Origin of the sequence: Pseudomonas cichorii (genome assembly GCF_018343775.1) — a bacterium.
GTDB lineage: Bacteria > Pseudomonadota > Gammaproteobacteria > Pseudomonadales > Pseudomonadaceae > Aquipseudomonas > Aquipseudomonas cichorii.
Map to the genome: position 1 here is coordinate 3,966,258 of NZ_CP074349.1, position 25,002 is coordinate 3,991,259.

A 25,002-nucleotide genomic window follows, 5' to 3' on the forward strand; every position below is an offset into this window, starting at 1 on the left:
CTAAAATTAACCGTCAACAGACCTAGAAGCCAAGGCTCGATAGCAGATCGTCTACATCATCCTGTCCGGATACGACGTCTTCACGTTTATCGGCATGAATCTGCGGACCTTCACCCTGCGTGATATGTTTTTTAGGATCTTTTTCAGCAAGGATCGCTTTTTCGTCATGTTCGATACCCGCAAAGCGGTCGACATGACTGGCCATGAGGACCAGTTTGAGCAGATTGCTTTCGACTTCAGTGACCAGCTGCGTAACGCGCTTGATCACCTGACCGGTCAGATCCTGATAATCCTGGGCCAGCAGAATGTCATTGAGATGGCTGGCAACGGTATGAGCTTCTGTCTCTGTACGTGACAGAAAACCGTCAACACGCTTGGCCAGGTCGCGAAACTCTTCAGCGCCGATCTCGCGACGCATGAAACGACCCCAGTCAGCGCTCAGCGACTTGGCATCATCACTCAAGCCGTTCATCAGCGGCGTGCTCTGCTCGACCAGATCCATCGTGCGGTTGGCCGCATTCTCGGTCAGTCTCACAACATACGACAGACGATCGGCGGCATCAGTGATCTGGGACACTTCTTCGGCTTGCGGCATGTTCGGGTCAATATGAAAATTGACGATCGCACTATGCAGTTCGCGAGTCAGCTTGCCGACTTCCTGATACAGGCCACGGTCACGAGCCTGGTTGAGCTCATGGATCAATTGCACGGCATCACCGAAGCGGCCTTTTTCAAGGCTGGCAACCAGCTCCTGCGCGTGTTTCTTCAGGGTTGACTCGAAGTCACCCAGTGAATCGTTGTTGTCCATAGCGCCCTCGCGGCATGCATCAGCTGTTGACGCGTTCAAAGATCTTTTCGATCTTCTCTTGCAGCACTTGGGCTGTGAACGGCTTGACGACGTAACCGTTCACACCGGCCTGGGCAGCTTCGATAATCTGCTCACGCTTGGCTTCAGCAGTCACCATCAGCACGGGCAGGCTTTTGAGACGATCATCCAGGCGAACCTGACGCAACAGATCGATACCGGTCATGCCAGGCATGTTCCAGTCAGTCACCAGAAAGTCAAAGGAACCACTTTGAAGCATCGGCAAGGCAGTGATGCCGTCGTCCGCTTCGGATGTGTTGGTGAACCCCAGGTCACGCAACAGGTTTTTTATGATCCGCCGCATCGTTGAAAAGTCATCAACGATGAGGATTTTCATGTTCTTGTCCAATTCGACCTCCAAGCAGTCTTTAACGCATTCAGCACCTGAACACGCTGTTCACTCAATACTGGCACAGCACACCCCCGGCTGTACGAAACGACGACGGGCTTGGCAAAACAACAGAGCACCAACCTGAACCTGCAGGCCATAGGCTCTGTCTGAACAGGCTCCTGCCCTGTCTATCCTGATACCACGTAACGCTCTGCACAGCCGGCTTGCGACAACCTGTGACCTGGATAAGTCACAAATTGCCATCAACGCGCTCGCCACTCCCCCAAACGCCCCCGCAAACGAGCTGCGCACTGGCTGTGTAACTGACTGACCCGCGACTCGCTGACCCCAAGCACTTCACCGATTTCCTTGAGGTTCAGTTCTTCGTCGTAGTACAGCGCCAATACCAGCCGCTCACGCTCCGGCAAATTGGCAATTGCATCTGCCAGCGCTGCCTGGAAACGCTCATCTTCCAGGTCTCGCGACGGTTCGAGCGAGCCGCTTGCACCATCCTCATGCAGCCCTTCATGATCGCCGTCCTGCAAGAGGTCGTCGAAGCTGAAGAGGCGGCTGCCTAAGGTATCATTCAAAATCCCATAATAATCATCGAGACTTAACTGGAGTTCGGCAGCAACCTCGTGATCTTTAGCGTCACGACCGGTTTTTGCTTCAATTGCGCGAATTGCGTCACTGACCATGCGCGTATTACGGTGTACCGAGCGTGGAGCCCAGTCACCCTTGCGCACTTCATCGAGCATGGCGCCACGAATACGGATACCGGCATAGGTTTCAAAACTCGCACCCTTGGTGGAGTCATATTTGGTAGACACTTCCAGCAGACCGATCATGCCGGCCTGGATCAGGTCTTCCACCTGAACACTGGCAGGCAGACGCGCCAGCAAGTGGTAGGCAATACGCTTGACCAGCGGCGCGTAACGCTCGATGAGTTCGTATTGCGAATTTCTGGAAGCCTTGCTGTACATTTGAAAGCCGCTCGCTGTCATTGAACAGGCCCCGCACTGGTCTGGTGGACAAGTCGTTCGACGAAGAACTCCAGATGACCACGCGGGTTGGCCGGCAACGGCCAGGTGTCAACCTTCTGGGCAATGGCCTTGAAAGCCAGCGCACATTTGGAGCGTGGAAACGCCTCGTAGACAGCGCGCTGCTTCTGCACCGCCTTGCGAACACATTCGTCGTAAGGCACGGCACCGACGTACTGCAGGGCCACATCCAGGAAACGGTCAGTCACTTTCGTCAGTTTGGCGAACAGGTTGCGCCCTTCCTGAGGGCTCTGGGCCATGTTGGCCAGAACGCGAAAACGGTTCATGCCGTAGTCGCGGTTGAGCAATTTGATAAGTGCGTAGGCGTCAGTGATCGAGGTGGGTTCGTCGCAGACCACCAGCAGCACTTCCTGCGCAGCGCGCACGAAGCTGACTACCGATTCGCCGATACCGGCAGCCGTGTCGATCACCAGCACGTCGAGGTTGTCGCCAATCTCGCTGAAGGCCTGGATCAGACCGGCATGCTGGGCTGGCGACAGGTGAACCATGCTCTGGGTGCCGGAAGCCGCAGGCACGATGCGAACACCGCCCGGGCCCTGCAACAGGACATCGCGCAAGTCACAACGACCCTCGATGACATCCGCCAGCGTGCGTTTGGGTGTCAGCCCCAGCAGAACATCGACGTTGGCCAGGCCAAGGTCGGCATCCAGCAGCATGACGCGCCGACCGAGCTCGGCCAGAGCCAGTGAGAGATTCACTGACACGTTAGTCTTACCGACGCCACCTTTGCCACCGGTCACTGCGATAACCTGTACGGGATGCATGCTGCCCATGTTATTTCTTTACCTTGTCTTGCGTAGACCGAAACCACATTACGGGCTGCATGTTCGCGAACGAACAATGCCTGGCAGACCATTGATGCAGGGACATTCCAGTAATACCCATCACTTAACCCACTCTCTTGCCAGGGGTGTGATAGAGGTCGGCAAACATATCAGCCATCGCTTCCTCGCTCGGCTCATCCTGCATTTGCACACTCACTGCACGACTCACCAACTGGTGACGGCGCGGCAGATGCAGGTCATCAGGAATACGCGGCCCATCCGTCAAGTAAGCAACGGGTAACTCATGGCCGATTGCAAGGCTCAACACTTCGCCGAGGCTTGCGGTTTCATCAAGTTTGGTCAGGATGCAACCTGCCAGACCGCAACGTTTGTAACTGTGATAGGCCGCCGTCAGTACCTGCTTCTGGCTGGTCGTCGCCAGCACCAGGTAGTTGCGTGCACGGATGCCGCGACCTGCCAGACTTTCGAGCTGCATGCGCAGGGCCGGATCACTGGCCTGCAGGCCAGCGGTATCGATCAGCACCACACGCTTGCGTAGCAGCGGGTCCAGGGCCTGAGCCAGGGACTGGCCAGGATCGACATGGGTCACCGGCACATTGAGGATACGGCCCAGAGTCTTGAGCTGCTCCTGAGCGCCGATACGGAAACTGTCCATGCTGACCAGTGCAATGTTCTGCGGGCCGTACTTGAGCACATAACGGGCTGCCAGCTTGGCGAGGGTCGTGGTCTTGCCCATGCCGGCAGGGCCGACCATGGCGATCACGCCACCCTCTTCGAGAGGCTCGACATCAGGCACGGCAATCATGCGCGCCAGGTGCGCCAGCAGCATGCGCCAGGCCTGACGAGGCTCGTCGATTTCAGGGATCATCGCCAGCAGGTCGCGTGACAGCGGGCCGGACAAGCCGACGCGCTGCAGACGACGCCACAGGCTGGCCTGCTGCGGACGGCTGCCTTGCAGCTGGTTCCAGGCCAGGGAACCAAGCTGGACTTCCAGCAGCTCGCGCAGGCCATTCAACTCATGACGCATGGAGTCGTAGGCGCGCTGCCCGACTGCTGGCTCTGCGGCGGCAGGTATGTGTGCATGAGCAAACGGGCGTGGCGGCTCTTCGAGGGTCGGCTCGATATGTTTATCGAGGCCACTGAGCGGCATGCCGGAAAACAACTGGCGATTGATCGAAGGATCGCTGTCACCGCGATTGTCCAGTTCGGCCTGAGCGGAAACGATGCGCGACTGAGTCTTGCGCAGCTCGTCCTCAAGCTCCATGTTCGGCACGCGAGGCGCCAGTGCGGACAGCTTGTAATCCAGAGCGGCAGTCAGCTCGACGCCACCGGCGATGCGGCGGTTGCCAATGATGGCCGCTTCGGCGCCCAGCTCATCACGAACCAGTTTCATGGCTTGACGCATATCGGCGGCGAAAAAACGCTTAACTTGCATGACTCACTACCTCAGCCGTTAGGCCCGACAGTCGCTACGATGGTGACTTGCTTATTGTCAGGAATTTCCTGATACGCCAGAACATGCATGTTCGGTACAGCCAATCGTCCAAATCGTGACAGCATGGCCCGGATGGGGCCCGCTACCAACAGAATTATCGGCGCCCCTTGCATCTCCTGACGCTGGGCAGCCTCAATCAAAGAACGCTGGAGCTTCTCAGCCATGCTCGGCTCAAGAAGAACGCCTTCTTCCTGACCCTGACCAGCCTTCTGCAAACTATTGAGCAATATTTGTTCCAACCTTGGTTCCAGCGTGATGACAGGCAGCTCCGGCTCAATCCCCACAATGCTTTGCACGATTGCACGGCTCAGACCGACCCGTACGGCAGCCACCAAAGCGGCGGTATCTTGACTCTTGCCAGCGTTGTTAGCGATGGCTTCGGCAATGCTGCGGATATCGCGAACAGGCACGTGTTCAGCCAGCAGGGCTTGCAGCACATTGAGCAACGCCGACAGCGAAAGAACGCCTGGCACCAGCTCTTCAGCGAGTTTGGGTGAGCTTTTGGCCAGCAATTGCATCAATTGCTGCACTTCCTCATGCCCGATGAGCTCATGGGAGTGCTTGTAGAGGATCTGGTTCAAGTGAGTTGCCACTACAGTACTGGCATCCACCACCGTGTAACCCAATGACTGAGCCTGGCTGCGCTGGCTGATTTCGATCCACACCGCCTCAAGACCGAATGCCGGATCTCTGGCAGTAATGCCGTTGAGCGTGCCAAACACCTGCCCAGGGTTGATCGCCAGTTCGCGATCCGGGTAGATTTCGGCTTCGGCCAGAATCACGCCCATGAGCGTCAAGCGATAGGCGCTGGGCGCCAGATCCAGGTTGTCGCGGATATGTACGGTCGGCATCAGGAAGCCCAGCTCCTGGGACAGCTTCTTGCGCACACCCTTGATACGCGCCAGCAATTGCCCCCCCTGATTGCGATCCACCAGCGGAATCAGGCGATAGCCCACTTCCAGACCGATGATGTCGATCGGCGTCACGTCATCCCAGCCCAGCTCTTTGGAGTCCTGAACGCGGGTCGGCGATGGCAGCAGTTCCTGTTGACGCTGAACTTCGGCCAGTGCCTCGACCTTTGCCATGTTCTGCTTCTTCCACAGCCAGTAGGCTGCACCGCCCGCCACCAGCCCCAGGCTGATGAGGAGAAGTGCGGCATGCCCGGGACCAGACCCATAACGATCATGATCGCAGCCGATACGGCCAGGGCCTTGTGCGAGGTGAACATCTGGCGGTTGATCATCTTGCCCATTTCTTCCGAACCGGAAGCACGGGTCACCATGATCGCTGCCGCTGTGGACAACAGCAGTGATGGCAATTGCGCCACCAAACCGTCACCGATGGTCAGGAGCGTGTACACACGACCCGCATCAGCGAAGGTCATGTTGTGCTGCAGAATACCGACCAGCATGCCGCCGATCAGGTTGATGAACAGAATCAGCAGGCCCGCAATCGCATCACCGCGCACAAATTTACTGGCACCGTCCATGGAACCGTAGAACTCGGCTTCCTGAGCCACTTCGGCACGACGGCGTTTTGCTTCTGGCTGATCGATCAGGCCGGCGTTGAGGTCGGCGTCGATCGCCATCTGCTTGCCCGGCATCGCATCGAGGGTGAATCGTGCGCTTACTTCGGAGATACGCCCGGCACCCTTGGTGATTACCACGAAGTTGATGATCATCAGGATCGCGAACACCACGATACCAACCACGTAGTTACCGCCGATTACCACTTCACCAAAGGCCTGGATCACCTTGCCCGCAGCCGCGTGACCATCCTGACCGTGAAGCATGACCACACGGGTGGACGCCACGTTCAGCGCCAGGCGCAACAGCGTGGCCACCAGCAGGATGGTGGGGAAAACCGAGAAGTCCAGCGGCCGCAAGGCATAGACGCAGACCAGCAGCACGACGATGGACAGTGCGATGTTGAAGGTGAAGAACACGTCCAGCAGGAAAGGCGGGATAGGCAACATCATCATTGCCATCATGATCAACAACAACAGCGGGACACCCAGCTGGCCACGACCAAAACCGGCAAGATTGCTACGTGCGCTACTGATAATCTGAGAGCGATCCACTGTTCTTTACCTGCGCACTAAATCAAAACTTTGACGCCCAAGGCGACCTGAATCGACTTATTGCAAAAAGCTGTCCAACTTTAGCAGCGAGTAGCCAGCACAAAGCCACAAGCTGATAGCAACTTGTGGCTTTGCTTGGTGGATACGGGGGTTTTCACGAATGAATTCGCCCCTATACAGCTCGTAAGCGAATTCATTAGCGATCAGGAATCGCGTTGCAAGTCTGGCGGGATGGGCAGCACACCCAATGGATCCGGGCGTTTGCCTCGGCCAGAGTGGTACTGGCGGATCTGATAGACGTAGGCCAGCACCTGGGCCACAGCCAGGTAAAGCCCGGCCGGGATCTCCTGCTCAAGCTCGGTGCTGTAGTAGATGGAACGGGCCAGGGCGGCCGATTCCAGGATCAGGATCTGGTTGTGGGCGCCAATCTCGCGAATCTTCAGGGCGACAAGATCAGCCCCCTTGGCCAGCAGCATCGGCGCCCCGCCCTTCTCGGGATCGTACTTGAGCGCCACGGCAAAGTGCGTCGGGTTGGTGATGATGACATCGGCCTCCGGAATGGCCGCCATCATCCGGCGATGGGACATCTCGCGCTGCAACTGACGAATCCGCTGCTTGACCTCGGGGCTGCCTTCGCTGTTCTTGTGCTCGTCACGCACTTCCTGCTTGGTCATCAGCAGCTTCTTGTGGGCTTCATACATCTGGAAAGGCACATCGAGCGCGGCAATGAAGAACAACCCGCACGCCATCCAGAAGCTGCTCCAGCCGACCACCTGCAAGCTGTGGATCATGGCCTGCTCCAGCGGCTCATGAGCAATGGAAACCAGGTCGTTGCGCTCCTTGCTCAAGACCACCAGCGCCACCGCCAGAATGATCAGGAACTTGGCGAGCGACTTGAGCAGTTCCACCAGCGCATGGGGAGAAAACATGCGCTTGAGCCCCGAGGCCGGGTTCATGCGGTTGAATTTGGGGGCCAGGGATTTGGTCGCGAACAGCCAGCCACCCAGCATGATCGGCCCCACCAGCGCAGCCACCAGCATGGCAATCAGAAACGGCAACACCACAATCAGCGCATGCTCGCCGGAACTGAGCAGCAGCTTGCCCATGTAGGTGGTGTCCATCAGGGTTTCACGACTGATCGTGAAGTTATTGCGCATCAAATCAATCATCATGCGCGCAATGCCGCCGCCGAACATCAGCAGGCCGCCCGCCCCCATCAGCATCACAACGAGGGTCGTCAGTTCCTTGGAGCGGGCAATCTGCCCTTCGGCCCGGGAGTCCCGGACCTTTTTCTCCGTGGGTTCCTCTGTCTTGTCCTGGCCATTCTCGTTCTCAGCCATGTCAGCGGGCCCTCACCAGATCACGCAGGGACTGCAAGGCCTGAACGGCCATGGGTTGGTACTGATTGAGAATGTCAGCCATGCTCATCCACAGGATGACCATGCCAAGCACCAGGGTCAGGGGAAAACCGATGGAGAAGATATTGAGCTGCGGCGCCGCACGCGTCATGACGCCAAAAGCGATGTTGATGATCAGCAGCGCGGTAATGGCCGGCAGCACCAGCCTCATCCCTGAACTCATCACCCAGCCAAGCCCCGTAGCCAGCTCCCAGAAATTACTGACTTGCAGGCCACTGCCTACCGGCATGGTGGTGAAGCTCTCGACCAGAATTTCCAGCACCACCAGATGGCCATTCATTGCCAGAAACAGCAGCGTGACCAGCATGGTGAAAAACTGACCGATAACCGCCGACGACACGCCGTTGGTGGGGTCGACCATCGAGGCAAAGCCCATACCCATCTGGGTGGCAATGATCTGACCCGCCACCACGAAAATATGGAAGAACAACTGCAGCGAAAGCCCCATGCCCGCACCGATGAGGATTTGCTCACCGATCAACAGCAGCGCACTGAGATCAAGGGCTTCGACAGGCGGCATGGCGGGCAGCACAGGAGCAACCACCACTGTGACCGCCACGGCAAAATACAGGCGCACGCGACGCGGCACCAGCGTCGTACCAATGATCGGCATGGTCATCAGGACAGCGACGATCCGGAACAATGGCAACATGAAGCTGGCGACCCAGGTACTGATCTGGGTATCGGTCAGCGCAAGCAAAGGCTGCATGAGCCGTTAGCCGATCAAGGTCGGAATACTGCCGTACAGCGACAGGATGTATTCCATGAATATTTTCAGCAGCCAGGGACCCACGACAATCAGGGTCAGGAGCATCACGATCAGACGCGGAAGAAAACTCAGGGTCTGTTCGTTGATCTGGGTAGCCGCCTGAAACATGGCGACCAGCAGGCCGCAGATCAGGCTCGGCACCACGAGAATCGCCACCAGCACGGTGGTCAGCCATAACGCTTCACGAAACAGGTCGACCGCTACTTCCGGCGTCATCGGGCAGACTCCTCGTCAAAACGACTCATACACCACCAAAACTTCCCGCCAGGGTTCCGACAATCAACGCCCAGCCATCCACCAGCACGAACAACATGATCTTGAACGGCAAGGAAATGATCAGCGGTGACAGCATCATCATACCCATGGCCATCAGCACACTGGCGACCACCAGGTCGATGATCAGGAACGGGATGAAGATCATGAAACCGATCTGGAATGCCGTCTTGAGTTCGGAGATCACGAAGGCCGGAACCAGAATGGTCAAGGGTGCAGCGTCAGGCGTCTGAATATCGGTACGTTTGGACAGGCGCATGAACAGGTCCAGGTCGCTGGTGCGGGTCTGGGCCAGCATGAAGTCCTTGATCGGCACCTGAGCCTTGGCCACCGCATCCTGTGCGCTGAGTTTTTCCGCCAGATAAGGCTGCAAGGCATCCTGATTCACCCGATCGAACACCGGCGCCATGATGAACATGGTCAGAAACAGCGCCATGCCGGTCAGAATCTGGTTCGATGGCGTCTGCTGCAAGCCAAGGGCCTGACGCAGGATCGAGAAAACGATGATGATTCGCGTAAAGCTGGTCATCAGCATGACGAACGCCGGAATGAAACTCAGCGCCGTCATGATCAGCAGGATCTGCAGGCTGACCGAATATTCCTGCTGACCCGCCGGGTTGTTGGACAGCGTGATCGCCGGTATCGACAACGGATCGGCAGCGAACGCGACAGGTGCTGCCACGACCAACAGCAGCAATATCAGGAAACGCAAGGCACCCATCACTTCTTGTCCTTATCCTTGCCCATCAACTCCAGAAGGCGCTGGGCGAACTCAGGGGTTGCCTGCTCGCGCACGGGAACCTGCACCGGCTCCTTGAGCACATGCAGCGGCGTGATGTGACCCGGCGTGACACCCAGCAGAATCTGCTCGTTACCCACCTGAACCAGCAACAGGCGATCACGTGTCCCGAGCGCCCGCGAACCCAGCAGCTCGATGACCTGGCCACCGTTCGGCCCGACACTCTGTACCCGGCGCATGACCCAGGCCAGCACGAAAATCAGGCCGACCACCACCAGCAGGCCGAGCAGCAACTGCAGCACTTGCCCGCCCATCCCGCCTGAAGCCGTGTTGGCCACCTGCGGAGCGGCTGCAGCAGCCTGCGCCACAGGTTCCGTTGCCCACGCCAGCGAAGGCAGCGTCAGCAGCACACCCAGCAAGCGCCTCACTTAGCGCAACTTCTTGATGCGTTCGCTCGGACTGATGACATCCGTCAGACGGATGCCGAACTTCTCGTTGACCACGACCACTTCGCCATGAGCGATCAGCGTGCCGTTGACCAACACGTCCAGCGGCTCGCCAGCCAGACGGTCCAGCTCGATCACCGAACCCTGGTTGAGCTGCAGCAGGTTACGGATGTTGATATCGGTGCTGCCCACTTCCATGGAGATCGACACCGGAATGTCCAGAATCACATCCAGGTTGGGACCGTCCAGCGTCACAGGTGCATTGTTCTTGGGAACACTGCCAAACTCTTCCATCGCCATGCGCGACGAAGAATTACCTTCATCGGCCGCCAGCAATGCGTCGATATCGGCCTGACCACCCTCACCAGCTTCACCCAGGGCCGCAGCCCACTCATCGGCCAACGCCTGATCTTCAGCAGACGTCATTTCGTTTTCATCAGCCATCGGTTGTCCTCTGCGGGCATTGATTCAGTTACGCAACAATTTTCGGCATCGACCTTAAAGATCAACGCCGCTCTATGGGTTCGATTACTTGCAGGGCGAGATTGCCCTTGTGCGAGCCGAGCTTGACCTTGAAAGAAGGTACGCCGTTGGCACGCATGACCAGCGTCTCGGGCAACTCCACCGGAATCACATCGCCAGGCTGCATGTGCAGGATGTCGCGCAGCGGCAACTGACGCTGGACAATGGTTGTGCTCAGCGGAACGTTGACGTCGAGAACGTCTTCCTTGAGTGCCTTGATCCAGCGCTCGTCCTGATCGTCGAGATCCGACTGGAAACCGGCGTCGAGCATTTCGCGGATCGGCTCGATCATCGAGTACGGCATGGTCACGTGCAGGTCACCACCACCGCCATCGAGTTCGATGTGGAACGTGGAAATCACCACCGCCTCGCTCGGACCTACGATGTTGGCCATGGCCGGGTTCACTTCCGAGTTGATGTACTCGAAGTTCACTTCCATGATCGCCTGCCAGGCTTCCTTGAGGTCGATGAACGCCTGATCCAGAACGATGCGCACGACGCGCAGCTCGGTCGGCGTGAATTCACGCCCTTCGATCTTGGCGTGACGACCGTCCCCGCCAAAGAAGTTGTCCACCAGCTTGAACACCAGCTTGGCATCAAGGATGAACAGGGCCGTACCGCGCAATGGCTTGATCTTGGCCAGGTTGAGGCTGGTCGGTACGTACAGCGAGTGTACGTATTCGCCAAACTTCATGACCTGGACACCACCCACCGCTACGTCCGCAGAGCGACGCAGCAGGTTGAACATGCTGATGCGGGTATAGCGGGCAAAACGTTCGTTGATCATTTCCAGGGTCGGCATCCGACCCCGCACGATCCGGTCCTGGCTGGTCAGGTCGTAACTCTTGATGCTGCCAGGCTCACTGTTACTTTCGGTCTGGACCATCCCATCGTCAACGCCGTGCAGCAGCGCATCGATCTCGTCCTGGGACAGCAGGTCTTGAACGGCCATGTCAGAGTCCTACTGCAATACGAAGTTAGTGAAGAGCAACTGTTCGATCACAGTCTTGCCGAGTTCTTTCTGCGCCACTTCCTGAATGCTGGCGGTCGCTTTCTGACGCAGCATTTCCTGGCCGATTGGCGTGGCCAGCGACTCGAAAGGAATAGCCGCGAACAGCATCACCAGATTGTTGCGAATCACCGGCATATGCACCTTCAAGGCCTCCATGTCCGCAGCGTTGCGCGCCAGCATGGTGATGCTGACCTGCATGTAGCGCTGACGACCATTGGAGTTGAAGTTCACCACGAACGCAGGCGTCAGGGGCTCAAAGACTGCCACTGGCTTGACGTTGGCCGCCGCTGCCACTGCAGCCGGATCAGGCGCACTCGCAGACTTGTGCATGATGAACCAGGTCGCACCTACCGAAAGGCCTACAGCGAGCAATAAAGCCACGACTGCGACGATGATGAGCTTGAGTTTACCTTTGGAAGCGGGGTCTTTAACTTCTTCGCTCTTCGCCATGCCAATAATCCGTCACTATTCAAGGGGTTCGCTAATGCGTGAGAGAGGCAGAGCAAGTGTTATGCCAGAGTTGCGGAGAGGAAGGCGGGAGCGTGAATGAATTCGTTACATATGCGGAGGTTTATCGCGAATGAATTCGCTCCTACGGGTGTAGGAGCGAATTCATTCGCGAAAAGATCAATCAGGCGTAGAAATCGATCTCGCTGGTGCCGATCACCCGGGCCGCTGGCTGGCTGACCGGAGCAGCGGCATCGGCGACAGCAGTGTCATCCACGCCATCACCAGAACCCGAGCCACCGCCACGACCAGCGCGCTGTGCCCGGCTGGCCTGTTCCTGCGCCTGCTGCTGGGCCTGTTGCTGAGACTGGTCGGACACGTTGACATCAACCTGACCGAGCCCCTGCTGAACAAACGACTCACGCAGACGCGACATCTGGTTTTCCAGCGCTTCACGCACACCCAGGTGGGCACTCATGAAGGTCACCTGGGTCTGTTGGTCCGGCGCCATATTGACGCGAATGTCCAGACGGCCAAGCTCGGCAGGTTCCAGTTTGATTTCAGCCGACTTCAGGTTCTGGCTCGACAGGTACATCACACGATCCACAATCCCTTCGCTCCAGCCACTCTGGTTCATGGCCAGTGGCTGGTTGATCAGCGGTGTGGGTGCGGCGGCTGTCTTGGCGGGTTGTGCCGCCTGGCTCAGGGCAGCCAGACGCTCTGCGAAGTTATCGACCCGGGTATCGCCCGTAACGCTCTTGGTGTCTTTGAGGCCATCGCTGATCAGACTGCTGAACGACTTGTCGCTGCTTTCGGTGCTGCTTTCGTCCGAGGGCAACTGCTCGCTCAAGGCCGCCAGGTTATTGGCGACATTTTGACTCTGATCATTATCGGCATTGTTGGCTGCCCGACCCGATGCATTCGCCTGTTGCGAGGCATGCGCCTTGGCGTTGGCGTTTTCCAGCGCCAGTTGTACGGCATGCAAGCCATCCAGCGGGTCAGCCTCGGGATCAAAGGAGTCCTCAACAGGCGCTGCGGTGGGCAGTGCCGCCAGGACCGGCAAGGCCTTGGCCGCATCGCTGTCGGTCTTAGCCGCCGAGGCCGCCAGCGCTGCAGGCGTCTGGGCCGCTGCCAGTTGCAATGCCGGATCAAGCGCAGGGTCGGTGACCGGTGGCGTCACGACTTCGGCGACTGTTTCACCCTCGGCAGCGGACTTGTCGTCAGTACTGGCGCTGGCCGGGTCGGCAGGCAAGCCATTGCCGCTTTCGGCAACGGTCGAGTCATCGGCGGCAGTGCTTGTACTGGCCTCGGTCTTGTCCTTTTCAGGCACAGACTTGTCACGCGCAGGCTTGACCGCAGTGTCGTTGCGATCAGCAACCTTGTCCCTGGCCTGCTTGGCATAGACATTGGAAAAGCTGGAGCCGTCGCCCTTGCCGCTGTCTGCAGCCTTGATCGCATTGTTGGCAGCGCTGGACTTTGACGTCGCAGTCGCATTGGCCTGAAGAAGCACATTTGGGGCAAGGGGCATTTCAATCTCCGCACATGAGCAGCTGGTTCCATAAACAAAAGCAAGATGCGGGCCAGCTTTTCAGGAGAAAGAAAATGAGAGAGGAATCAGGTCTGACCGATGAACAATTGGCGCTCGGCGTCGAATAGCCGGCGGATGGTCAGATACTCGCTGTCGATCAGGCCAATCAGCTCTTCAAGGCCTGCCCGCTGCTGCTGGCGAGCACGCTCTTCAAGCTGGCGGCACAAGTCCGAGAGGACCACTGCACCCATGTTGCTGCTGCTGCCCTTGAAGCTATGGGCCGTGAGGCTCAGCTCCTGCATGTCCAGCAGTTCGGTATCGATAGCGCGGCGCAATTGCGTCACTCGCTGCTCGGAATCCTTGAGGAAAACGTCGAGCAACGTTGGGTATTCGTCTTCCATGACTTCCTGCAGAACACTTAAAACACTGTAATCCAGATGAATCGACACTTGCTCACTCCTTGATCAAGACTCCGGAGGCGGATTATGCCACTGCTCTCCAGAAAAATTCCACGCAAGCAACCCGGCCATCCTTAGACCATTGCGCCTGCTGGCTCAATTCACGAATCAACTTCAGACCACGGCCATGCAACCCCTCAAGCGAGGAAGGCATGGCAAGCATCTGCTGCACATCGAAGCCCTGGCCACTGTCTTCGACACGGATCGTCAGCCGACCACCCTGCTCCACAGGCTCCACCTTCAGATGCAAGCGGACAAAACCCGACTGCAACGCCTCAAGCCGGTCAGTCCGCTCCTTATAATAGCGGGCAAATCCACTGGCATCCTGCTTGAGTGCAGAATCGAGCCCCAGCACACCATGCTCCAGCGCATTGCTGTACAGCTCGGTGAGAACGCTATGCAGCGCAGCACTCTGCGCCTGAAGCGCTGGCACCTCAAGCAATAACTGCATCAGATAGGGCAAAGGGTTGAATCGGCGCAGAGTCGAAGCCCGAAACTCGAAGCTGACCGACCAGTCCAGAGGGCTCGACGCCGCACTCTCGGAATAATTCAATACCGCCGGCGTGTCCTGCGCTTCATCGATGACACTGATTTCCAGCATGCTGACGTCATCACGGGCACGCCCGCCAAAATCGTTCAGCGCCTGAAGAATCTCCTCAATCAACAAGGACGGCTGACGGTTTGCCGTCAGGACTTCTCGCAGGCGCTGCACACCAAACAACTCTTCGCGATTGTTGCTGGTATCCAGCACGCCATCGGACAGCAAAAAAATGCGATCCCCCGTCGACAGCGGATAAACCTCCGTCCGGTCATCGAAAGAACTGGCACTCAGTATCCCAAGCGGCAAATGCCGCGACACCATCGGCAAGTGACTGCCATCGGCTACTCGCAACAGATAAGCATCCGGCAACCCGCCATTCCATATCTCGACTTGTTGTTGCTTGAGATCGACCGAGAGCAGCGCTGCACAGCAGAACATGTCCACCGGCAGGATGCGCTTGAGCTTGGCATTCATTTCCCGAAGCGTTTCAGACACGCCGTAGCCCTTGGCGGTCATGCCGTAAAACACTTCGGCCAAGGGCATCGCCCCCACTGCCGCAGGCAGGCCATGGCCGGTGAAATCACCGAGCAATACATGCATATTCCCGGCCGGCGTGTAGGCAGCGAGCATCAGGTCGCCATTGAACAGCGCGTAAGGCGATTGCAGATAGCGGATATTGTCCGCACCCAGACACCCCGAATGTGCCACCTGATCGAATACCGCCTTGGCGACGCGCTGTTCGTTGAGCAGGTAGTCGTGGTGCCTGGCGATCAGGTCGCGCTGGTGCAACACGGTTTCCTGCAACAGCCTCAGCCGGTTCATGGCATTGATCTTGGCTGCCAGGACCAGCGGGTTATAGGGCTTGGAAATGAAGTCATCGCCACCGGCATCCAGGCAGCGCGCCAGGGCTTCGCCTTCGGTGAGAGAAGTCAGAAAGATGATCGGCACCAGCGACTCGCCGGACAGGCTCTTGATACGACGCGCGGCCTCGAAACCGTCCATGACCGGCATCAGCGCATCCATGAGGACCAGGTGCGGCCGCTCTGCCTCGAAGATCGTCAGCGCTTCGATGCCGTTGGCAGCACTCAGGACTCGATGGCCCTGGCGCCCGATGATGGTCGACAACAGCAAACGGTCGCTGGCACTGTCGTCCGCGATCAGTATGCACAACCCCTTGGCTGCCGAGGACAAGGGCGTCAGCTCAACTGGAACAGTTTCGAGAAATTGGAAATGGTGAGGATCTTGATGACATCCGGCGTGCAATTGACCAGCTCAACCACCACGTCATCACCACCGGCATGATCGCGCAGCAGCAAAAGCATCCCCAGGGCCGAGCTGTCCAGATAATGAGTACGGGCCAGATCCACCACGTACTTCAGATTTGCAGAGTGGTCTTCATAAGCTCCGCGAAAATCCTGGTGAGTGGAAAAATCGAAGCGCCCCTCGATAAACACGGTCAGTTGCTGACCGTCCTGGGAAAGCTCGGAGGTGATCTTCGCCATAAGGACTCCTGAAGTACGTCATCACACCGCAAGCGTAGACGAGAGAATAGACATATCAATCCTGCTCACGACGAGGCAGGCGCTGGGACAATTCATCGAGCAGCTTCTGCTCGCGCTTGTCTTCAAGCTGGCGCGCTTCGTCGATATAACGCTGCACCAGTTTGCGCAGACCTTCGACCCGCGCATAACATTCCTGCCAGGCGCCACGAGCCTTTTCGAGATTGACCTTGTGCCACTCCAGACTCTTGTTCTGCTGGCCGACGGCAGTTTCCAACTGATTGAGGAAGCGCTGATAGTTGGTCAGCCATTGCCCGGATACACCATGGCTACCCTGACTGATCCATTGTTCCTGATAACTCAAGCGAAAGCGCTCAAGCTCTTCAAGCTTGCTGTAGGCCAGATTGACCTGCCCCTGAAAGTGCCCAAGACGCTGGGCTGCCGTACGCTCGGCGGCCTCCGCCATTTCGACCACCGGCGCCAGGCGCGCCGCACGACTCTGGGCCATGACCTATCAGCCGCCAGGAGCCGGGGCAAACACTGCAGCCAGCGCTTCACTGCTGGCCTGCATGCTTTCGTTATCGCGCAAACCCTGACGCAGATAGCGCGCCAATGCCGGTTGCAAGGCAATGGCCGTGTCGGTTTCCCGGTCGCCACCCGCCACATAGGCACCCACGCTGATCAGATCGCGACTCTGCTGATAACGGGACCACAACTGTTTGAAGAACTGCGCACGCCCCATGTGTTCAGGGCTGACAACTGCCGGCATGACCCGGCTGATGGACGCTTCAATATCGATAGCCGGGTAATGCCCTTCTTCAGCCAGACGCCGTGACAGCACGATGTGGCCGTCCAGCACGCCTCGGGCGGAGTCGGCAATCGGATCCTGCTGATCATCCCCTTCGGACAGCACGGTATAGAACGCCGTGATGGAGCCACCACCGGCTTCGGCATTACCGGCGCGCTCCACCAGCTTGGGCAAACGGGCAAATACCGAAGGCGGATAACCCTTGGTTGCAGGCGGCTCACCAATGGCCAGGGCAATTTCCCGCTGGGCCTGGGCAAAACGGGTCAGGGAGTCCATCAGCAACAGGACATTCTTGCCCCGGTCACGGAAATACTCGGCAATGCGCGTGCAGTACATGGCAGCGCGCAGTCGCATGAGCGGCGCATCGTCAGCAGGCGAAGCGACCACCACCGAACGCTTGAGCCCTTCCTCACCCAGGATGTGCTCGATGAACTCCTTCACCTCACGGCCCCGCTCACCGATCAGGCCGACGATGATGATGTCCGCCTCGGTAAAGCGCGTCATCATGCCCAGCAGCACACTCTTACCCACGCCGGTACCGGCGAACAGCCCGAGACGCTGGCCGCGACCGACCGTCAATAAACCGTTGATGCAACGAATACCCACATCCAGCGGCTGGCTGATGGGGTCGCGCTTGAGCGGGTTGATGGCCGGGCCATCCATGGGTACCCAGTCTTCTGCCTTGATGGGCGGACGCCCGTCCAGCGGTCGACCGGCTCCATCGAGTACTCGCCCGAGCATGCTCATGCCCATGGGCAGACGCCCGGTATCGGCAAGCGGCACGACCCGCGCCCCTGGCGCAATGCCTGCAACGCTGCCCACTGGCATCAGGAAAACCTTGTTGCCCGAAAACCCCATCACTTCAGCGTCGACTTCGACCGGATGGTGACTGTCATCGTTGATCACCACACAGCGGCTGCCCATGGCCGCACGCAAGCCCTCGGCTTCAAGGGTCAGGCCGACCATGCGCAACAGGCGCCCCTCCACTACCGGCTGGGCAGGCAAGGTGATGGAGTCGGCATACGACCCCAGTCGCTTGCTGAAGCTGGTGCGATCAAGGCGCATCGTTTTTCTCTATATCGACTGCACTGGCAGAGACGCCGGTCAGTTCGATATTCAGATCGGCAGCACCAGGATGAGTAACCTGCTCATGCAACTGATCGTACATTTTGGAAATAGCCAGGGAAATCCGCGTCTCGACACTGGCATCGATACGGCTGTGCTCGGTTTCGATCCGGCAGCCGCCCGGCAACAGGCTGTCGTCCTCGAGAATCTTCCAGCTTTCTTCATGGCGCTCACGCAGCGCCTTGACCAGCCCGAAGTCCTGGGGATTGATAAAGATGCGCAGGTTCTGGGCACCCATGGGCAGCAGTTTCAGGGCATCGCGCAGGACATGGGCGATCTGCTGAGAATCGGTCTGCAGCTCGCGCTGGATGACCTGGCGGGCAATGTGCTCCACCAGATGGATAACCGCCTTTTCGATCTGCGTGTCCTGCTCGGCCACCGGCTCCAGCAGATTGAGCATCAACTGTTCGAGACTGGCGAGCTTGGCCGTCAGAGCCACTTCCGCTTCCTGCCGGACCTTGAGCTGGGTGCTGTGGAAACCTTCTTTTTCGCCCGTAGCAAAACCTTCGTTCCAGGCTTCCTGACGAATGGTTTCCAGCTCCTCCAGGGTCAGGGGCTGCACCTCCTCCAATGGAACTTCTTCCATTTCGGCCGGCGCTTCTTCCACTAACTCCGGTTCGGGTTCCGGTTCTGGCTCTTTGTGCGGATCAAAGCTTGGCAGTGACCACATGTCGAAGCCAACGATATCCTTGGCGCGAATGAGATCACTAACCGGGTCTTTACTGGAGCTGGGCATGGGTCAACGCAATCCTTAGATCATTTCCTCGCCACCTTTGCCACCGAGCACGATCTCGCCGGCCTCGGCCATACGACGTGCGATAGTGAGGATTTCTTTCTGTGCGGTTTCCACGTCGCTGACACGCACCGGACCCTTGGCTTCCAGGTCGTCGCGCAACAGTTCGGCAGCACGCTTGGACATGTTCTTGAAGATTTTTTCCTTGATCGCCTCGTCCGACCCCTTGAGCGCCAGCACCAGCACGTCCGAAGACACTTCTCGCAACAGCGCCTGGATACCGCGGTCGTCCACGTCGGACAGGTTGTTGAAGACAAACATGAGGTCTTCGATCTGCACCGACAGGTCTTCGTCGACCTCGCGGATCGAGTCCATGAGCGTGCCTTCGATGGAGCTGTCGAGGAAGTTCATGATGTCAGCAGCGCGCTTGATACCACCCAGGGTAGTACGCGAGGTGTTGGCATTGCCGGAGAACTGCTTCTCGAGAATCTGGTTCAGCTCCTTGAGAGCTGCAGGCTGTACGGTATTGAGCGATGAAACCCTGAGGATGATGTCCAGGCGCACCTTGTGGTCGAAATGCCCAAGCACCTCGCCCGCCTGATCGGCGTCCAGATAAGCCACCACGATTGCCTGAATCTGCGGGTGCTCGAAGCGGATCACATCGGCGACCGCACGCGGCTCCATCCACTTGAGGCTGTCCAGGCCGCTGGTGTTGCCGCCCAGCAAGATACGGTCGATCAGGCCGTTGGCCTTGTCTTCGCCCAGAGCCTGGGTCAGCATCTTGCGGATATAGCCATCGGAACCGACGCCAAGGCTGGTCTGATCGCCGACGATATCGACAAACTCGCTCATGACCTCTTCGACCTGCTCACGATGCACGTTTCGCATCTGAGCCATGGCCACGCCCACTTTCTGTACTTCCTTGGGGCCCATGTGCCGAAGCACCTGAGCCGCATCGGTCTCACCGAGAGAAAGCAGCAGCACGGCGGCTTTCTCCACTTTGGTCAGTTTGGCTACGACGGCTCGATCATTCATCAGTGTTAATCCACTCTTTCACGACCTGGGCCACACGACCCGGATCTTCGGCCACCAAACTCTTGATTGCATTCAACTGTGCGTCATAACCCTCGGTCGGGCTAGGCAGCAGGATACTCTGCGGACCACCCAGGCTGACCCGGTCATTGGACAGATCGCCATCCATACCGCTGCCGCCCATGCCGCCGAAACCACCCAGCTCCGAGTCGCCGAACCCGCCCAGTTCCTTGCCCTTGCCGCTGGTGATGTTGTTCAGCACAGGGCGCAGAACACCGAACACCAGAATCAGGATGAAGATCACGCCCACGGCCTGCTTGAGGATGTCCCAGAACCATGGCTGCGAGTAGAACGGAATTTCCGGAATCACTTCACCGCGCTCGCTGGAGAACGGTACGTTGATCACGCTGACACTGTCACCACGACTGGCATCGAAGCCGACCGCATCCTGAACCAGACGCGTGAAGCGGGCCAGGTCAGTGGCGCTCCATGGCGCACGGGTCACTTCGCCGTTGGCCGGGTTGGTCTTGACCATGTCATCAACCACAACCGCCACCGACAGACGAGTCAGGCGACCCTGCTGTTGCTTGGTGTGGCTGATGGAACGATCCAGTTCAAAGTTCTTGGTCGACTGCACACGCTTGTCAGCCGGATACGGCGCCAGAGCGGGCTGGCCGGTGGCCGGGTCCATGATCTGCTGACCGTTGGCATCAAGCAGTGGCTGGCCTGGAGCGATAGCGGCTGCGGCACCTGCTGCACCCGCACCGGTCGTCTGAGGCGCAGTCGCAGGACCTGGCGGCTGGTTGCTCAAGGCACCCGGAACACCTTGCGGGCCGGAGCTGCTGGAGCGCTGTTCGTTGACCGACTGCTCACTGCGCAAGGCAGGCTGGTCAGGGTTGAAGCTTTCGGCTGTCGATTCGACGGCACTGAAATCCACAACTGCCGAGACTTCGGCCTTGTAGCGGTCGCTGCCCAGGATAGGTTGCAGGATGTTCTGCACACGCTGGGTCAGCATGCCTTCCATGCGGCGGCTGTAGTCGAACTGCTTGCCAGCCATGGTCAGTTCGGAGTTTTCGGCCTGATCGGACAGCAGGTGGCCCTTCTGATCCACAACCGTGATCTGCGATTTGCTCAGTTCGGGAACGCTGGTAGCGACCAGATTGACGATGGCCACGACCTGGCTTGGCTCAAGCGTACGACCGGCATACAACTCGACCAGAACCGAAGCACTTGGCTTGCGATCGTCACGGACAAACACCGAGCTTTTCGGAATCGCCAGGTGCACGCGGGCAGCCTTGACGTTATTCAGGGACGAGATGGTGCGTGCCAGTTCGCCTTCCAGACCACGGCGGTAGCGCGTGGCCTCCATGAACTGGCTGGTACCCAGGCCCTGGTCCTTGTCGAGAATTTCGAAACCGATGTTGGAGTCGTTCTGGACCACGCCGGCCTGAGCCAGCTGGATACGCGCACGCTGCACGTCATCGGCCTTCACCAGCAAAGCGCCGGAGTTGGGCTCGACGGTATAGGAGATGTTCGCCGCAGTCAGGGTTTCCATGATCTGCTTGCTGTCCATTCCCGCCAGGCTGCCGTAAAGCGGCCGGTAATCGGGTTGCTGGGACCAGAGCACCACGGCAAAGCCAATGGCCACGCTGGCAGCCAGACCGACCATGAGGCCGATCTGACGCAGCATGGTCATTTCAGAAAGGTTTTCCAGAAAAGACAGACCAAACAAGGGTTTCTTGTCGGGAGAGCCCGCTCTTGCCGGAACGGTTTCGGCTGTTGCTTCGGCCATGACTCAGTACGTCCCTTAAACCGGCATCTGCATGATGTCTTGATAGGCTTGAACCAGCTTGTTGCGAACCTGGGTCAAAGCCTGAAACGAGACGCTGGCTTTTTGTGAGGAAATCATGACGTCAGTCAAATCGACACCACTCTTGCCGATTTCAAATGCGTTCGCCAACTGACCTGCGGCCTGTTGGGTTTCGGAAACCTTGTTGACGGCCTGGCCAAGCATATCGGCAAAGCTGCTGGTGCCGACTTCCGGCGTAGCGGTCACTGGTTTGGACGCCGCCATGGCATCCATCTGCATGGCCCGCATATCCAACATCAAGCGATTAAATTCAACACCTTGGCTCATGGACATTTTCTCTCGTAAGGCCCGCAATTTTTTGACACTGATTCAGCGGATAGTGAAGACATAGCAACAAGAGTGCCAAATAGATAACGACATCACGTTTAGCTCTGCTCTCACCCGCGACCCAGACCTTCTGGGCTAACCCCTTGTCTCGCACAATGACATCAATATGCCATTGAATTACACCATTCATACGACAAAGCCATAAGAACAGATCACCCCTTCCCGACCCGCCGGAAAAGCTCAGGTCGCGAACAGGTAACCCTCGACATCCATGCCCGCATCACGCATTTGTGCCAGTTTGTAGCGCAGCGTCCTGGGGCTGATGCCCAGTCGCTCGGCAGCTTCCTTGCGACGCCCACGTTCAGTACGCAGGGTATCGATGATCACTTGAAACTCACGACGCCGCAGGTCATCCCCCAAGGCACCGGCCGACTCGGCAGCAGCAGCGGCTGGCACATTGTCCACCGCCACCACAGGCGCCAACGGCACCGAAGCCACAGAGGGCGAGGCCCCGGTAACAGGTCCCGCCAGGCAGAAGTCTTCGGCCTCGATCACGCCGCCCTGCTGCAATATCAAGGCCCGCTGCACGGCATTGTCCAGTTCACGCACATTGCCCGGCCATGAATACGCCACCAGACACGCCTGCGCCTGGGCAGACAACCGCACAGGCGCATGCTTCATTTTATTGACGTGCTTGGCCAACAGACGCTCGGCAAGCGGCAGAATATCGGCGGTCCTTTGACGCAACGCTTGCCATGCCAACGGAAAAACCGATAGCCGATAAAACAGATCCTCACGAAACCGCCCCGCCGCCACTTCACCCGCCAGATCACGGTTGGTAGTCGCCAGGACCCGGATATCCAGGTTGATAGGCTTACGGGCTCCCACCCGCTCAACCTCACGCTCCTGGAGCACTCGCAGCAGCTTGGCCTGCAAGCCCATGGGCATTTCGGAAATTTCGTCGAGCAGAATAGTGCCGCCATCAGCCTGCTCGAACTTGCCCGCCTGCGCCGCAATGGCACCGGTAAACGACCCCTTTTCATGACCGAACAGTGTCGCTTCCAGCATGTTGTCCGGAATGGCCGCGCAATTGATCGCTATAAAAGGCTTATCGGCACGTGGCGAGTTTTGATGAATGAATCGCGCCAATACTTCTTTGCCCGTTCCAGACTCACCGGAAATAAGTACGGTGGAATCGCTCTTCGCCACCCGGCTGGCCAGGTTCAGCAACTGGATACTGGCGGGCTCCACAGCAATCGGCCCATCGTTTTCAGCCGGCCCAAGACGCCCCAGCGCATGCCGGGCCACCAACGCCAGCAAGGCCTTGGGCTCAAAAGGCTTGACCAGATAATCCGCCGCGCCCTGGCGCATGGCATCCACGGCTCGCTCGACGGCACCATGGGCCGTCATCAGCAGAACCGGCAATTGCGGATGGCGACTGCGCAACAGCGCCAGCAACTGATGACCATCCATGCCCGGCATGTTTACGTCGCTGATGACCAGGCTGAAGGACTCCTGATCCACCGCAAGCAAGGCATCCTCAGCCGACCCGACGGCACGATAATCGTAACCGGCCAGCTCAAGAGTCTCGCCCAGCGCCTCACGCAACGAACGGTCGTCCTCGACCAACAGCACCTTGATCGACATCAGTGGCTACTCACTAAAGCGGAAACCGGAATCAACGGCAAAGTGACGATTGCACACGTCCCGCGATTGACAGTCGAGCGGTACTGCACGCCACCCTGATGAGCACGGGTCACTGCCGTGACCACCGCCAGACCAAGGCCGGTGCCGGTGGTCTTGGTGGTGAAAAAAGGCTCTCCGATACGCGCCAGCGCCGCCTTGTCCATACCACTGCCGTTATCACTGAAGCACAGGCGCAGCGCATTGCCACGACTGTAGGCATGAATTTTCAGACGGGTTTTTCCGACACTGGCCTGCACCGCGTTTTCCACCAGATTGAGCAGCGCCCCCACCAGCGTGTCGCGGTTGCACAGCAGCTCGCCATCGATCGAATCGCACTGCCAGCGAACCGCCACATCCTGCACATGAGTCTGGGCTGCCGACTGCAAGGCCCGGAACAAATCCCCCGGCGTCAGTCGGTCGGTCAACGGCAATTCGCCGCGGGCAAAGACCAGCATGTCGCGCACTTGATGCTCAAGCTCATGCAGGCGCTCCTTGAGGCGCGCCGCAAAACGCTGCTGGGTTTCCACCGGCAATTCCTGCTCGGTCAGATGACTGGCGTAGATCATGGCAGCCGACAAGGGCGTACGAATCTGGTGCGCCAGAGAAGCGACCATGCGCCCCAGGGAAGACAAACGCTCATGGCGAGCCAGTTGCTCCTGGAGGCGACGGGTTTCGGTCAGGTCATTGAGCAGCACCAGTTGCCCAGGCTCCGCATCCAGCGAGCGAGTGGCAATGGACAGCCGGCGTCCGTCGCGCAGGGACACTTCATGCCCGTCATCCTCGCGAGGAGCGAAGCAGCGACTGATGACATGGCGCCACAACACGCCCAGCAATGGTTGCCCCAACAACTCGATGGCGGTCGGGTTGGCCTCGCGCACCACGCCCATGCCATCGATGACAATCACGCCACCGGGCAGCAGATCCACAAGGTTCTGCAGACGATTGGCCAGACGCTCCTTCTCTGCCAGCTCCTGCATGCGCTGGACACCCGCCTCTGCCAGCTCGCCTTTCAACTCGGCGACGCGAGTCTCCAGCATGCCGTAGGAATCAGCCAACTGAGACGACATCTGGTTAAACAACGAGAAGGCCTGTTCAAGCCCCTGGCGACTTTCCAGTTCCAGGGAGGGTTTAGCTTGGCTGGGCAAGTCAGGGGACATGTGGGCGGCCTTGGACATAAATCATCTCTCGCGTGGCGAACCGTCATTAAACGGT

General features: G+C 58.5%; 25 protein-coding genes and 1 pseudogene. All 26 read right to left on the reverse strand.

Features of this window, described 5'->3' with window-relative positions; translation table 11 throughout:
• Nucleotides 1–22: 22 nt before the first annotated feature.
• Nucleotides 23–808 (reverse strand): protein phosphatase CheZ, encoded by a 786-nt coding sequence (locus KGD89_RS16500; RefSeq protein WP_025260874.1) that lies wholly within the window; start codon nt 806–808, stop codon nt 23–25.
• A gap of 19 nt (nt 809–827) precedes the next feature.
• Nucleotides 828–1,202 carry a chemotaxis response regulator CheY gene (locus KGD89_RS16505; RefSeq protein WP_176767544.1) on the reverse strand — a complete coding sequence of 125 codons (375 nt, stop codon included), beginning with the start codon at nt 1,200–1,202 and terminating at the stop codon, nt 828–830.
• Between the two features lie 257 nt (nt 1,203–1,459).
• Complete coding sequence (gene fliA / locus KGD89_RS16510) at nt 1,460–2,200, reverse strand: RNA polymerase sigma factor FliA (protein ID WP_025260876.1); 741 nt, start codon at nt 2,198–2,200, stop codon at nt 1,460–1,462.
• The gene (gene fleN / locus KGD89_RS16515; protein ID WP_025260877.1) at nt 2,197–3,030 is read right to left on the reverse strand and encodes a flagellar synthesis regulator FleN; all 834 of its coding nucleotides are present in this window, start codon (nt 3,028–3,030) and stop codon (nt 2,197–2,199) included. The genes fliA and fleN overlap by 4 nt, the downstream gene beginning before the upstream one ends.
• A gap of 115 nt (nt 3,031–3,145) precedes the next feature.
• Nucleotides 3,146–4,477: a flagellar biosynthesis protein FlhF gene (gene flhF / locus KGD89_RS16520; protein WP_025260878.1), complete on the reverse strand. Its 1,332-nt coding sequence runs from the start codon at nt 4,475–4,477 to the stop codon at nt 3,146–3,148.
• A gap of 11 nt (nt 4,478–4,488) precedes the next feature.
• Nucleotides 4,489–6,617: pseudogene (gene flhA, locus KGD89_RS16525) on the reverse strand (flagellar biosynthesis protein FlhA).
• A gap of 203 nt (nt 6,618–6,820) precedes the next feature.
• On the reverse strand, nt 6,821–7,957 hold the full coding sequence (flhB, locus tag KGD89_RS16530; RefSeq protein ID WP_025260880.1) for a flagellar biosynthesis protein FlhB: 1,137 nt from the start codon (nt 7,955–7,957) through the stop codon (nt 6,821–6,823).
• A 1-nt stretch (nt 7,958) separates the two neighbouring features.
• Nucleotides 7,959–8,744 (reverse strand): flagellar biosynthetic protein FliR, encoded by a 786-nt coding sequence (gene fliR / locus KGD89_RS16535; RefSeq protein ID WP_025260881.1) that lies wholly within the window; start codon nt 8,742–8,744, stop codon nt 7,959–7,961.
• A gap of 6 nt (nt 8,745–8,750) precedes the next feature.
• Complete coding sequence (gene fliQ, locus KGD89_RS16540) at nt 8,751–9,020, reverse strand: flagellar biosynthesis protein FliQ (protein WP_025260882.1); 270 nt, start codon at nt 9,018–9,020, stop codon at nt 8,751–8,753.
• A gap of 25 nt (nt 9,021–9,045) precedes the next feature.
• Nucleotides 9,046–9,798: a flagellar type III secretion system pore protein FliP gene (fliP, locus tag KGD89_RS16545; RefSeq protein WP_025260883.1), complete on the reverse strand. Its 753-nt coding sequence runs from the start codon at nt 9,796–9,798 to the stop codon at nt 9,046–9,048.
• Entirely contained in the window at nt 9,798–10,244 is a 447-nt protein-coding gene (fliO, locus tag KGD89_RS16550; RefSeq protein WP_025260884.1) for a flagellar biosynthetic protein FliO, read from the reverse strand. Before fliO ends, fliP begins: the two co-directional genes overlap by 1 nt.
• A complete protein-coding gene (gene fliN / locus KGD89_RS16555) occupies nt 10,245–10,706 on the reverse strand; it encodes a flagellar motor switch protein FliN (RefSeq protein WP_025260885.1) in 462 nt (153 codons plus the stop codon). It abuts the gene before it with no gap.
• A gap of 61 nt (nt 10,707–10,767) precedes the next feature.
• The gene (fliM, locus tag KGD89_RS16560; RefSeq protein WP_025260886.1) at nt 10,768–11,736 is read right to left on the reverse strand and encodes a flagellar motor switch protein FliM; all 969 of its coding nucleotides are present in this window, start codon (nt 11,734–11,736) and stop codon (nt 10,768–10,770) included.
• Between the two features lie 9 nt (nt 11,737–11,745).
• Complete coding sequence (gene fliL / locus KGD89_RS16565) at nt 11,746–12,246, reverse strand: flagellar basal body-associated protein FliL (protein WP_025260887.1); 501 nt, start codon at nt 12,244–12,246, stop codon at nt 11,746–11,748.
• 181 nt (nt 12,247–12,427) lie between these two features.
• Complete coding sequence (locus tag KGD89_RS16570; RefSeq protein WP_025260888.1) at nt 12,428–13,771, reverse strand: flagellar hook-length control protein FliK; 1,344 nt, start codon at nt 13,769–13,771, stop codon at nt 12,428–12,430.
• A gap of 86 nt (nt 13,772–13,857) precedes the next feature.
• Nucleotides 13,858–14,220, reverse strand: coding sequence for an Hpt domain-containing protein (locus KGD89_RS16575; protein WP_025260889.1), 363 nt, complete (start codon nt 14,218–14,220; stop codon nt 13,858–13,860).
• 34 nt (nt 14,221–14,254) lie between these two features.
• Complete coding sequence (locus KGD89_RS16580; protein ID WP_025260890.1) at nt 14,255–15,961, reverse strand: ATP-binding SpoIIE family protein phosphatase; 1,707 nt, start codon at nt 15,959–15,961, stop codon at nt 14,255–14,257.
• A 5-nt stretch (nt 15,962–15,966) separates the two neighbouring features.
• Nucleotides 15,967–16,272: an STAS domain-containing protein gene (locus KGD89_RS16585; protein WP_038399941.1), complete on the reverse strand. Its 306-nt coding sequence runs from the start codon at nt 16,270–16,272 to the stop codon at nt 15,967–15,969.
• A gap of 55 nt (nt 16,273–16,327) precedes the next feature.
• Complete coding sequence (gene fliJ, locus KGD89_RS16590; protein WP_025260892.1) at nt 16,328–16,777, reverse strand: flagellar export protein FliJ; 450 nt, start codon at nt 16,775–16,777, stop codon at nt 16,328–16,330.
• Between the two features lie 6 nt (nt 16,778–16,783).
• Entirely contained in the window at nt 16,784–18,142 is a 1,359-nt protein-coding gene (fliI, locus tag KGD89_RS16595) for a flagellar protein export ATPase FliI (protein WP_025260893.1), read from the reverse strand.
• Nucleotides 18,132–18,938 carry a flagellar assembly protein FliH gene (fliH, locus tag KGD89_RS16600; RefSeq protein ID WP_025260894.1) on the reverse strand — a complete coding sequence of 269 codons (807 nt, stop codon included), beginning with the start codon at nt 18,936–18,938 and terminating at the stop codon, nt 18,132–18,134. Before fliH ends, fliI begins: the two co-directional genes overlap by 11 nt.
• Before the next feature lie 15 nt (nt 18,939–18,953).
• Nucleotides 18,954–19,970: a flagellar motor switch protein FliG gene (fliG, locus tag KGD89_RS16605; RefSeq protein ID WP_025260895.1), complete on the reverse strand. Its 1,017-nt coding sequence runs from the start codon at nt 19,968–19,970 to the stop codon at nt 18,954–18,956.
• Nucleotides 19,963–21,759 carry a flagellar basal-body MS-ring/collar protein FliF gene (gene fliF / locus KGD89_RS16610; protein WP_025260896.1) on the reverse strand — a complete coding sequence of 599 codons (1,797 nt, stop codon included), beginning with the start codon at nt 21,757–21,759 and terminating at the stop codon, nt 19,963–19,965. Before fliF ends, fliG begins: the two co-directional genes overlap by 8 nt.
• Before the next feature lie 15 nt (nt 21,760–21,774).
• Complete coding sequence (fliE, locus tag KGD89_RS16615; RefSeq protein ID WP_025260897.1) at nt 21,775–22,104, reverse strand: flagellar hook-basal body complex protein FliE; 330 nt, start codon at nt 22,102–22,104, stop codon at nt 21,775–21,777.
• 240 nt (nt 22,105–22,344) lie between these two features.
• The gene (locus tag KGD89_RS16620) at nt 22,345–23,751 is read right to left on the reverse strand and encodes a sigma-54-dependent transcriptional regulator (protein ID WP_025260898.1); all 1,407 of its coding nucleotides are present in this window, start codon (nt 23,749–23,751) and stop codon (nt 22,345–22,347) included.
• Nucleotides 23,751–24,947 (reverse strand): sensor histidine kinase, encoded by a 1,197-nt coding sequence (locus KGD89_RS16625; RefSeq protein ID WP_371856540.1) that lies wholly within the window; start codon nt 24,945–24,947, stop codon nt 23,751–23,753. Before KGD89_RS16625 ends, KGD89_RS16620 begins: the two co-directional genes overlap by 1 nt.
• Nucleotides 24,948–25,002 lie beyond the last annotated feature (55 nt).